The following is an 11,189-nucleotide window of genomic DNA, read 5'->3' on the forward strand; positions in this document are numbered from 1 at the left end:
CCCGTCACGCCAGCTGGCGCCGCACCAGCTCGTGCAGCCGCCCGCCGGTGTCGGCGAGCAACCGGTCCGGCGGGCCCTGCTGGGCGACCTTGCCGTCCTCCATCACGATCACCCGGTCGGCGTCCATGACCGTGGACAGCCGGTGGGCGATCACGATCCGGGTGGCGTTGAGCTTGCGGGTGCTCTCGATGACCGTGCGCTGGGTGTCGTTGTCCAGGGCGCTGGTCGCCTCGTCGAAGAAGAGGATGCGGGGCCGCCGGATCAGCGCCTGGGCGATCATCAGCCGCTGCCGCTGGCCGCCGGAGATCGCGCCGCTCCCGGCGACGATCGTGTGCAGTCCCATCGGCATCCGCTTGATGTCCTCCGCCAGCCCCGCCATCTCGGCCGCCGCCATCGCCTCCTCGGGGGTGTACGGCTCGGTGCCGCAGATGACGTCCAGGATCGAGCCGGTGAACGGCTGGGCGTGCTGGAGCACCACCCCGCACTGGCGGCGGACCGCCGACTGGTCGAGGGCGCCCAGGTCCTGGCCGTCGTACAGCACGCTTCCCGAGACCGGCTTGTCGAAGCCGATCAGCAGGCGCAGCAGCGTCGACTTGCCGCAGCCGCTGGGGCCGACGACCGCCACGAACTCGCCGGGGCGGATGTCGAAGGAGACGTCGTCCAGGACCAGAGGGCCGTCGTCCGTGTACCGGAAGGAGAGGCGGCGGGCCTCGACGGCGCCGGACAGCGGGCCGGGGCGGGTGCTGGCGGTGCGCACCTCGGGGGCGGCCTCCAGGACCGGCCTGATCTCCTCGAAGAGCGGGAGCGCGGCCACCGCCGACACGAAGGAGCCGGTCAGCTGGGTGACCGAGGTGAGCAGCATCGTCACCGACGTGTTGAAGGTGAGGAAGGCCGCCGCGTCCATGGCGCCCCGCGCCGGGCCGGCGAGCAGCATGAACATCAGGAGGGTGCAGACCGGGAGGTAGACCGAGCCAAGCACACTGGTGAGGTTCTTGATCCGGCCCACCTTCTGCTGGAGTTCCCGGCTGCGCGCGAACTCGCCCGCCCAGGCCGCGTACGCGTAGTTCTCGGCCGCCGCCACCCGCAGCTTCGGCAGGCCCCGCAGGGTCTGGAAGGCCTGGTTGTTCAGCTTGTTGCCGAGCACCACCAGCTTGCGCTGCCAGCGCACCTGCCACAGCCCGAGCCCGAGGAACAGGGCGGCGATGACGACGAGCATGCCAACGGCCGCCAGCGCCATCGGCACGCTGTACCAGAACAGCAGGCCCAGGTTCATCGCCCCGACGGTCACCGACTGGGCGACCACCGGGCCGACCCCCGCCAGCAGCCGGCGCATCGCGCTGACGCCCATCGCCGCACTGGCCAGCTCACCGGTCGAGCGCTGGGTGAAGAACTTCGTCGGCAGCCTCAGCAGCCGGTCCCAGACCGCCGGTTGGAGGGTCGCCTCGATACGGCCCTCCAGGCGGAGGATCGTGAGGTTCTCCAGGAGGGTGAACGCGGCCGACACCACCGCGCTGATCATCACCGCCAGGCAGACCTGCACGATCAGGTCCGTCTGGGCCTTCGGCACGTAGTCGCCCAGCACCTTGCCGGTCGCGATCGGCACCAGCGAGCCGATCGCCACGGTCACCAGCCCGGCCAGCAGCAGACTCCCGAGGTCGCCGCGGGTGCCGCGCATGCTGAACCGGAGCAGGCCGAGCGGGCTGAGCGCCTTGTCGGGCAGCGGCCGGTAGAACATCACCGCGCGCGGCTCGAACTCCGCCGCGTTCGCCTTCTCGATCGGGGTCTCCCGGCCGGTCGCCGGATGGACGGCCACGTAGCCGCCGCGCCGCCACAGCAGCGCGACCGGTGCCCCGGACAGGGCGCGGTGCCCGACCAGGGGACCGACGTTGTCGTGCCACCAGTGCCCGTCGAGGCGTACCGCCCGGGTCCGCACCCGGGAGGCGAGGGCGACCCGCTCGACCGGGTCGATGCGGTCGCTCTCGGTGCCGCTCTGGGCGGGCTCCGCGAGGGTGATGCCGGCGGCCTCGGCGACCAGTCCGCAGGCCGCGTAGGAGGCGTCGGCGTCGGCGGCCGTGGTCCGCTTGGCCGCCTTGCCGATGGAGGCGAGCAGGGTCCGGTCGGCCTGGGCGCGGACCGCCTCACCGGCCTTGATACCGGCCGCCGTACGCGTCTCGTGGGTGCGCTCCAGCTGCTCGATCCACCGGTCCAGGGTGGTCAGCAGCCGGTACTGCTGGTCGACCATGCTCTGCCACAGCGCCGGGTCCATCAGCAGGTCGGCGGCGGCCTCCGCGCCGTACAGCGAGCCGTACTGCACGCTGCCCGGCGGCACCTGCATCCAGAAGACGTCGTCCTCGGTGGGGGCCGCGGCGCGCTCGCCGGCGGTCATCGGGGCCTGGAAGAGGATGGACAGGCCGCGGCCGACGCCGAGGGCGAGGGCGTACTCCAGGGGGCTGGTGGCGGGCGGTACGTACTGGGGGTTGCCGTACTCGTCGTAGGACCAGGTCTGGGTGTGGGAGGGCTGGTGGAGCTCGCGCAGGCCGATGCGGTGGACCACGCAGTCGCGCAACGGGCGGGCCACCAGGGTGTGCTGGGGACCCGCGACCGGACCGAGCAGGAGGGCACCGGCCTCCAGGCGGCCCAGGTGGTGCCAGTGGCCCTGCTGTTCGGCGTCCACCGCGAACAGGTCCAGGGCGCCGGACACCACCAGCCACAGCGTCTGCGGGCCTTCGAGGTCGAGGCGGTTGAAGCCGGCGCAGTCGATCCGGGCGCCCAGCGAGCCGAACGCGCCGAGTACGAGGTCGCCTTGGTCCACGGTCGTCATCTCATCGCTCCCTGACCAGCGCGGCGTACGCCCCGCCGTGTGCCACCAGCTCGTCGTGCCGTCCGCGCTCCACGACCGTGCCGTGCTGGAGCACCACGATCTCGTCGCTGTCGCGGACCGTGCTCAGCCGGTGCGCGATGACGACACAGGCGCAGCCGCGGCGCCGCAGGTTGTCCATGACGGTCAGCTCGGTCTCGGCGTCCAGGGCGCTGGTCACCTCGTCCAGGACGAGGATGCTGGGCCGGCGCACCAGCGCCCGGGCGATTTCGAGGCGCTGGCGCTGGCCGCCGGAGAAGTTGCGGCCGTCCTGCTCGACCCTGCTGTGGATGCCGCCGGGCCGGCGCGTCACCACGTCGTACAGGGCCGCGTCCCGCAGTGCCTCCGCCACGGCCTCGTCCGGGATGGACGGGTCCCACAGCGCCACGTTGTCGCGCACCGACCCCTCGAAGAGGAAGACGTCCTGGTCGACGAAGGAGACGGAGGCGGCGAGGGCGCCGCGCGGGATGTCCTCCAGGCGCTGCCCGTCGATGCGGATCACGCCCTCCCAGGGGGAGTAGAGCCCGGAGATCAGCCGGGAGACCGTGGACTTGCCGCTGCCCGAGCCGCCCACCAGGGCGACCTGGCGGCCGGGGCCGACGGTCAGGTCGAAGCCGGTGAGCAGGGGCTTGTCCAGCGGGCTGTAGCCGAAGCTGATGTTCTCCAGCTCGACATGGCCCTGCAGCCGCCGGGTGGAGTCGCCGGCGCCGGGGCGGGCGTAGACCGGGTCCGCCTGGAAGTTCTCCACGTCCTTCAGGCGGGCCACGTCGGCCGCGAAGTCCTGGATACGGCCCGCGACGCCGTTGAGCCGGGTCAGCGGGGCGGTGAAGCGGGTGACCAGGGACTGGAAGGCGACCAGGAGACCGACCGAGATCCCGCCCTCGACCGCCCGCATGCCGCCGATCCACAGGATCAGCGCGCTGTTGACGGTGGCCAGCGTCGGCGCCACCACCCCGAGCCAGGCGCTCGGCACCCCGAGCCGCTGCTGCTCCTCCAGCGTGCTCGCGTGCTGTCCCGCCCACCTGCGGAAGTAGCCGTCCTCGCCGCCGGTCGCCTTCATCGTCTCGATCAGCTGCAGGCCGGTGTAGGAGGTGTTGGTGAGCCGGGCGGTGTCCGCGCGCAGTTTCGCGGTCCGGGTCGCGCGCAGCCGTACGACGAGCCGCATCGCCACGATGTTCAGCAGGGCCACGCCGATGCCGAGGAAGGTGAGCTGGACGTCGTAGGTGTAGAGGAGGACCGCGTACAGGACGACGACCACCGCGTCCACGCCGGCCGCGGCGAGGTCGCGGGCCAGGGTCTCGGCGACCTGGTCGTTGGACTGCAGGCGCTGCACCAGGTCGGCGGGGCTGCGCTGGGCGAAGAAGGTCACCGGCAGGCGCAGCAGGTGGCGCAGGAAGCGGGCGCTGGAGAGCGTGGAGGAGACGATGCGGCCGTGCAGCAGGTTCGCCTGCTGCAGCCAGGTCAGCACCAGGGTGAGCAGGACGCAGGTGCCCATCGCGGCGAACAGCACGGTGAGCAGCGAGGTCTGGCCGCCGATGAGGAACAGGTCGATGTACTGGCGGCTGAGCGCGGGCACCGCCGCGCCCACCAGCACCAGGAGCAGGCTGGCCAGGACGGCGGCCGGCATGGTGCCGGCGGTGCCGCGCAGCCGGGCCGGCATCGCGCCGAGCACGCCGGGCCGCCGGCCCCCCTTCTCGAAGCCGTCGCCCGGCTCAAGGGTCAGCACGACACCGGTGAAGCTGCCGTCGAACTCCTCCATGGGCACGAACCGGCGGCCCTTGGCGGGGTCGTTGATGTGCACGCCCCGGCGGCCGAAGCGGCGGCCCATGCCGTCGTAGACGACGTAGTGGTTGAACTCCCAGAACAGGATGGCCGGACCCTGCACGTCGGCGAGGGCGGCCAGGTCCATCTGCATGCCCTTGGCGGTGAGGCCGTAACTGCGGGCCGCCTTCAGCAGGTTGCTGGCGCGCGAGCCGTCGCGGGAGACACCGCAGGCGATGCGCAGCTCCTCCAGCGGGACATGCCGGCCGTAGTGGCCGAGGACCATCGAGAGGGAGGCGGCGCCGCACTCGACGGCCTCCATCTGGAGCACGGTAGGCGTGCGGACCGTCCGGCCGCGGCCCTTGGGGACCGGACGCTTGGGCGGGGCGGCGCGCCGGCGGCCGCGGGTCTCCTGGGCGGTGGTCACGGGAGCAGCCAATCGACGGGACGCTGGTCGGCCAGCCGGATCGCACCCGAGGCCAGGGTCATGGAGTCGAGCCGGAACGGCGGCCCGTCGGCCGACGACCACTTGTAGCCGCTCTTCGTCTTCTTCGACGGGTCCAGCCGGACCAGCACGGCCACCGGGCGGCCCTTCCTGGTGAACTGCTCGCCGAGCTGGCTGTCCCCGAGGAACGCCGCGATCGACTGCGCCGACTGGGCGGCGCGGTCCACCGACTTCACATGGCCGCGCAGCACGCCGTACTCCTGCGTCGACACCGACGACACGGTCAGGTCGACCTCGGCGTCCGCCGGTATCGAGGAGGCGTTCTCGGCGGGGACGTAGACCGTCGCGTACAGCGGGTCCGAGGTGTGGGCGATCTTCTCCACCGCGGCGACGTCCGCGCCGGTCTGGATGATCTGGCCGATGGTCGCGGCGAGCGCGCTGATCCGGCCCGCGGCGACCGTGCGCACGACCGAGTCGCCCTGCCCGGTGTGCACCTTCAGGACGGGGGAGTTCGCCGGCAGCCGTTCGCCCTGTTCGGCGAGGACCGCCGTGACCTGCCCGGCGACCGGACTCTGCAGGATGTAACTGCCCTGCCCGTGGGTGAGGATGGCCTGCGCGCTCACCGTGGAGGCGACCGAACCGGTCACCGCCCACACCGAGGCCGCCGCCATCACGACGACCGAGACGGACAGCGCGAGCCAGCCCTGCGGACGGGCGAACCGCACCGGGAGATCGAGCTCCTCCGGTGACTGGAGCCTGGCGAGGGCCTGTTGGCGGAACTGCACGGAACTTCCCTCACCTAGGGGAGAGGCACGGGTGTTTCAGAACGCCCGAGAGCCCCGGGGCCGGGATCCGGCTCCGGGACTCAGCGGTAACGAGGTGCGATCAGAGACCGGCGACCAGGTTGGTGACCGGCTGGGTGTTCAGGCCGGTGACACCCTCGACGGTGCCGACCACGGTGTTGACCAGACCGGAAACCGGGGCGACGCCGTCCACCAGGCCGGTGACGGTGCCGAGGGCGTTCACGGAGAGGCCGCCGGAGACGTTGTCGAGCTCGGCGTCGGAGATCTCGACGGTCGCGACCTGGGGGGTGGAGTTCATGATGGAACTTCCCTTCATATGGATATTCACAAGGGGGAGAGCGGCCCCCCGACGCCCTTCAGGGACGAACACGGCCCTTGGGGGGACGAGCGGACGGCCGCGACCGCGGGCGCCGGGCGCCCGTTTCCGGAAGCCCTTGCGGCTCCCGCGGTGCGATGGATCAAAGCACGCCCACGGTCCGCGCTTCCAATCAACCAAGCGCCTCACCTGGGCACTTGAGTCCCACAAGGGTGCAACCGTGCAGGCGCGCGCACCGCTTGTCGGCGACTCCTTCACAAGCCGCACGACTTCGCCCCGGCAGCACGGCTTGCCTGTCCGGCAGCGAATCCGGCACTCCGGGCCAAGGGCGCGGGAGGGGGCGCGCGGTTGTGCAGATCCGCTGCTTCCCGTGACCCGCTTGGGTAGTGGATGTGCAGATTCCCTGAAGCAAGGATTCCGGTCCGTGATCGCAACGGACCGTCATTGACCGGTTGCCGACCGTGTCGTTCAGTCCGGTCGGCGGGCGCGCAGGGTCAGCCCAGAAGGGCGTAGACCGTGCTCGCCCGGGCCGCGAGCGCGCCCGACCTCTGATCGCTCATCGTGATGTCGGCGAACGCCATCCGGCGGCCCAGCTTGGTGAGCACCGCTTCGATCAGGACATCCGCACCGGTCACCGCGCGCTGGAAGGACGTCGACTGCTGCACCGTCGTCATCGGTACGAAGCCGCCCCGGGCCGCCGAGACCGCGATCACCGTCGCCGTGTCGGCCGCCGCCATCAGCGCCTGTCCCGACAGTCCGCCGCCCTCCCTGGACAGCCGGTCCGACCAGGGCAGACGCAGAGTCGCCCGGTCCTCGCCCAGTGCCTCGACGGCCAGCCCGAGATCGAGCACCCAGGGGGCGAAGTTGGCGGAGAGGATCTTGTCGGCTTCGGCGGTGGTCATCGTCATATGGGGGATTGTTCCCGGGCCGGCCGCCCGGCACGCGGACCTGCTCCATCACGGGCGCGCCATGGCCGATTCATCACCGGGTCAAGGAAGTTGGCAAACGGAATTGAACGCACCACGTGACCCGCCCGTACCTATGGCCATCCAGGCGCCGCTCACGAACGACTGCCCCGCAACGGCAGACACTCCGTCCCTTGGAGGTCGAGAAGTTTGAGTCACAAGCGAATTCCGAAGCGCAAGGCCGCTATCGCGGTGGGCGGTGTCGCGGCGCTCGGCGCTGCGGCGTTTCTGCTGCCGATGGCCAACGCGTCTCAGGACAACGCCTCCGGCGCCACCACCGCAGCTCCCAAGACCCTGAAGGCGACCGACGCCTCGGACCTCGCCTCGCAGCTGCAGGAACTGCTGGGCCAGGCCTTCGCCGGGTCCTACTACGACAGCGGCAAGCAGCAGCTCGTCGTCAACGTCATCAGCGGTGACAACAACATAGTCGTCCAGGCCGAGAAGGCCGGCGCGGTCGTCCGCCAGGTGCAGAACAGCAACTCCGAACTGGCCGCCGTCGCCCAGACCCTGAAGACCAAGGCGACCATCCCGGGCACTGCCTGGGCCGTCGACCCCAAGACCAACAAGGTCGTGGTCACCGCCGACTCCACCGTCACCGGCACCAAGTGGGACACGCTGGAGTCGACGGTCCAGAGCCTCGGCTCGAACATGGCGACCCTCAAGAAGTCGTCGGGCACCTTCAAGACCCTCGTCTCCGGCGGCGACGCGATCTTCTCCCAGGTGCAGGACGGCACCGTCCGCTGCTCCCTCGGCTTCAACGTCACCGCCTCGGACGGCACCCCCGCCTTCCTGACGGCCGGTCACTGCGGGGTCGCGGCCAAGGACTGGTCCGACTCCGAGACCGGCCAGCCGATCGCCACCGTGGACCAGGCCCAGTTCCCCGGCAACGGCGACTTCTCGCTCGTCAAGTACAACGACCCCACCACTCAGACGACGAGTGACGTCAACATAGGCAACGGCCAGACCGTGGCCATCAACCAGGCCGTCGACGCCACCGTCGGCGAGACCGTGTTCCGGATGGGCTCCACCACCGGACTGCACGACGGCCAGGTCACCGGGCTCGACGCCACCGTCAACTTCCAGAGCGAGACCGACCCCAACGGCGTCGACACTGTCACCGGTCTCATCCAGACCAACGTCTGCGCCGAGGCCGGCGACAGCGGCGGCTCGCTGTTCACCCAGGACGGCGGCGCGGTCGGCATGACCTCCGGCGGCAGCGGCGACTGCACCGCCGGCGGCGAGACCTTCTTCCAGCCGGTGACCACCGCCCTGCAGGCGACCGGCGCGACCCTCGGCGACGCGGGTGCGGGCGCGGGCGCCGGTGACGCTGGTGCCACGGCCGACCCCTCCGCCACCGCGAGTGACGGGACCGGCGCCGGCGACCAGGCCGGCGGCGACCAGATCGGCGGCACCGCCGACCCGTCCGCCACCGCCGGCGACCAGAGCGGCACCGGTGACCAGACCGGTACCGGCGACCAGACCGGCACGGGCGACGAGACCGGGACCGGCGACCAGTCCGGTACCGGCACGGACAACACCTCGTCGTCCCACTGACCGACCGGTCGCCCGGCCGGCCGGCGGCTCCCGGCCGACGGTGCACGGTCCGGCCCTCCCCACGGAGGACCGGACCGTCCGCCGTCGGCGAAGGTCAGCCGTCGGCCTCGGCCCGCAGCAACAGCACCGCGACATCGTCGACACGCTCCTGCGCCGCCGCACTGTGCCGCACGAGCGTGTCGGCGAGCTTGTCCAGGGGCTGGTCACCGTTCTCCGAGAGCAGTTCCCCCAGGCCGACCAGCGCGTCCTCGATGTCCACGCCGGGGGATTCGACCAGCCCGTCGGTGTAGAGGGCGAGCACCGAACCCGGCGCGAGGGACACCTCGGTCGTCGGGTACGTCGCCTCCGAGTCGATGCCCAGCAACGGCCCACCGGCGAGGTCGAGGACCCGCACCCGCCCGTCCGGACGTCTCAGCAGGGGCGGCGGATGCCCCGCCCGGGCCATCACCGCGCGCCCGCGCTCCGGGTCAAGCCGCAGGTACAGACAGCTGGCGAACAGATCGGCACCGGAGTCGATCAGCAGCCGGTTGGTACTGCACATCACCTCCTCCGGCGCCTGCCCGACGCTCGTGAAGGCCCGTACGCCGGTACGGATCTGGCCCATCAGCCCGGCCGCCGTCACGTTGTGCCCCTGTACGTCCCCGATCACCGCCGCCGCCAGCGGCCGGGTGGGCACCAGGTCGTAGAAGTCGCCGCCGATCTCCATGCCGTGCATGGCCGGCAGATAGCGGGCGGCCGCCTCGATGCCGGACGGCGGGGCCAGCGAGTGCGGCAGCAGGGCCGCCTGCAGACCGTGCGCCAGCTGGTTCTTCGCGTCGTAGAGCAGGGCCCGCTCCAGCGCCTGCGCGATCAGCCCGCCGAGGCTGGTGAGCACGGCACGCTCGTCGGCCGGGAAGGCGTGCGGCTCGGCGTAGGCGAGGACACAGGTGCCGACCGGCCGGCCCGACGCGATCAGCGGCAGGTACGCCCAGGCGGCGAACCCGTCGGGGGTCCCGTTCCGGTCCGGGTACAGCCGCTCCAGCTGCTGTCTCGACTCGAAGAACGCAGGCACGCCGGTGTTCAGGACATGGGTGCCGGGCGTGCGTTCGGCCAGCGGAAGGCCGTCGAAGCACTCCACGAGCCGCGGATCCTCGTACCCGTGATGCCCCAGCACGTGCAGCCGGCCGCCCCGCGACCCGAGGATCACCAGGGCCTGGCTGCCGACGGACGGGGCGACCTCGTCCGCGACCAGCTGCACCACGTCCTGCACCCCGACGGCCTCCGTCAGCGCCCCGGCCAGGCTCAGCACCTGTGAAATGGTCACCAGCCGGTGCGCGGGCGCCGCGTCCGCGCGCGGCGCCGCCCCGACCATCTCGGCGACCGCCCGCGCCCGGCTGATCCGGGTGGTCAGCCCGGTCGTGCTCGGGTACATCCGGAACGACAGCCAGTCACCGGGCGGCCGCAGCGCCACGAACGACGTCACGTGCTGGCTGAGCAGCGCCGCCCGGTAGCGGTCCTCGTACATCGGGTCGTTCAGCCACGGCACCGAGACCCACGGCTGGGTGCCCAGCAGGTCGTCGACGCGCACACCGAGCAGTTCGGCCGCCGCCGCGTTCGCGAAGGCGACCCGGCCGTGCAGATCGAGGGAGGCGAGCCCGTACGGCAGCCGCCCCACCATCCGCGCCGCCTCCACCGTGCCCAGCGTGCCCGCCACCGCCGACGGCGGCGCCGCCAGCAGATCCGGCTCGGCGCCCAGCACACGGTTCTCCCGGACGGCCCGCTGAAGCCGCAGCGCCAGCCGGTCGCACGCCGAGGTCAGCGACTCCCGCTCCCGGTCGGACAGCACCGTCGGATGGGCACCGGGCCAGGTCACGTACACCGCCCCGTACAGGGTGTCCGCCGTCGCCACCGGCAGCGCGGCCAGCGCGAACGCGTACGGCAGCACCACCGCGATCCGCGGGTAGCGGCGGGCCATGTCCTCCTCGCCGCCCACCCACACCAGCCGCCGCCCGCGCGCCGCGTCCGCGACCGGGACCGGCGCGCTCAGCCCGACCCGCTCCCAGGGCGCCGCGAAGGCCCGGGGCAGCCCCGCCGTCACCTGCATCTCCAGCACCGGCTCGTCGGAGGCGAGCAGATAGACCGCGCCGGAGTGCGCCTGGACCTCCTCCATCATCGAGGCCAGCGCCAGCGACAGCAGCGGCCGGCCGGACGCCGGGGCGCCGGCGACCACCGGCACCCCGGCGTCCGGCCCCGCTCCCGCTGGAGGCGCCCCCATCCCGTCGGACACGCCCGACCACCTCCTCGTCCGGCCGCGCGTAGCGTCCTCGGGATCAAGGCTCCCCCCTGGCGGCGACCGGCGCACGGCGAGAGCGGCCCGGGGCCCGCACCGGTCCGGGCGCCGGACCCCGGACACCGTACGGTCCCGGGACGGTCACGTCCGTCCCGGGACCGCCGTACGGAACGCACCTGTCGAAACATGTTCGACGGGTTTCGAGCAGGCCGGCTCCCC

At 72.2% G+C, this 11,189-nt stretch carries 7 protein-coding genes; 1 reads left to right on the forward strand and 6 read right to left on the reverse strand.

The window, feature by feature from the left end; genetic code table 11:
* Positions 1–4: 4 nt before the first annotated feature.
* From ACFZB3_RS05590 to ACFZB3_RS05610, 5 genes are all read right to left on the reverse strand, one after another.
* Positions 5–2,821 (reverse strand): NHLP bacteriocin export ABC transporter permease/ATPase subunit, encoded by a 2,817-nt coding sequence (locus ACFZB3_RS05590; protein WP_391370171.1) that lies wholly within the window; start codon positions 2,819–2,821, stop codon positions 5–7.
* Between the two features lies 1 nt (position 2,822).
* The gene (locus ACFZB3_RS05595) at positions 2,823–5,045 is read right to left on the reverse strand and encodes an NHLP family bacteriocin export ABC transporter peptidase/permease/ATPase subunit (protein ID WP_391370174.1); all 2,223 of its coding nucleotides are present in this window, start codon (positions 5,043–5,045) and stop codon (positions 2,823–2,825) included.
* A complete protein-coding gene (locus ACFZB3_RS05600) occupies positions 5,042–5,848 on the reverse strand; it encodes an HlyD family efflux transporter periplasmic adaptor subunit (RefSeq protein ID WP_391370177.1) in 807 nt (268 codons plus the stop codon). The genes ACFZB3_RS05595 and ACFZB3_RS05600 overlap by 4 nt, the downstream gene beginning before the upstream one ends.
* Positions 5,849–5,948: 100 nt before the next feature.
* Entirely contained in the window at positions 5,949–6,164 is a 216-nt protein-coding gene (locus ACFZB3_RS05605; protein WP_391370180.1) for a type A2 lantipeptide, read from the reverse strand.
* A gap of 512 nt (positions 6,165–6,676) precedes the next feature.
* Positions 6,677–7,090: a hotdog domain-containing protein gene (locus ACFZB3_RS05610; RefSeq protein ID WP_391370182.1), complete on the reverse strand. Its 414-nt coding sequence runs from the start codon at positions 7,088–7,090 to the stop codon at positions 6,677–6,679.
* A 207-nt stretch (positions 7,091–7,297) separates the two neighbouring features.
* Between ACFZB3_RS05610 and ACFZB3_RS05615 the strand changes: the two genes are divergently transcribed.
* Positions 7,298–8,701, forward strand: a complete 1,404-nt coding sequence (locus ACFZB3_RS05615) for an alpha-lytic protease prodomain-containing protein (RefSeq protein ID WP_391370184.1) — start codon at positions 7,298–7,300, stop codon at positions 8,699–8,701.
* A 94-nt stretch (positions 8,702–8,795) separates the two neighbouring features.
* Here the strand turns inward: ACFZB3_RS05615 and ACFZB3_RS05620 are convergent, their stop codons facing one another.
* Complete coding sequence (locus tag ACFZB3_RS05620; RefSeq protein WP_391372037.1) at positions 8,796–10,955, reverse strand: SpoIIE family protein phosphatase; 2,160 nt, start codon at positions 10,953–10,955, stop codon at positions 8,796–8,798.
* Positions 10,956–11,189 lie beyond the last annotated feature (234 nt).

Source organism: Streptomyces sp. NPDC008092 (assembly GCF_042957285.1).
GTDB lineage: Bacteria > Actinomycetota > Actinomycetes > Streptomycetales > Streptomycetaceae > Streptomyces.

What these genes read in the sequence shown, in the direction of transcription:
- ACFZB3_RS05590 (WP_391370171.1), bottom strand. Translation starts at nt 2,821, where the DNA reads ATGACGACCGTGGACCAAGGCGACCTCGTACTCGGCGCGTTCGGCTCG.
- ACFZB3_RS05605 (WP_391370180.1), bottom strand. Translation starts at nt 6,164, where the DNA reads ATGAACTCCACCCCCCAGGTCGCGACCGTCGAGATCTCCGACGCCGAG.
- ACFZB3_RS05610 (WP_391370182.1), bottom strand. Translation starts at nt 7,090, where the DNA reads ATGACGATGACCACCGCCGAAGCCGACAAGATCCTCTCCGCCAACTTC.
- ACFZB3_RS05620 (WP_391372037.1), bottom strand. Translation starts at nt 10,955, where the DNA reads ATGGGGGCGCCTCCAGCGGGAGCGGGGCCGGACGCCGGGGTGCCGGTG.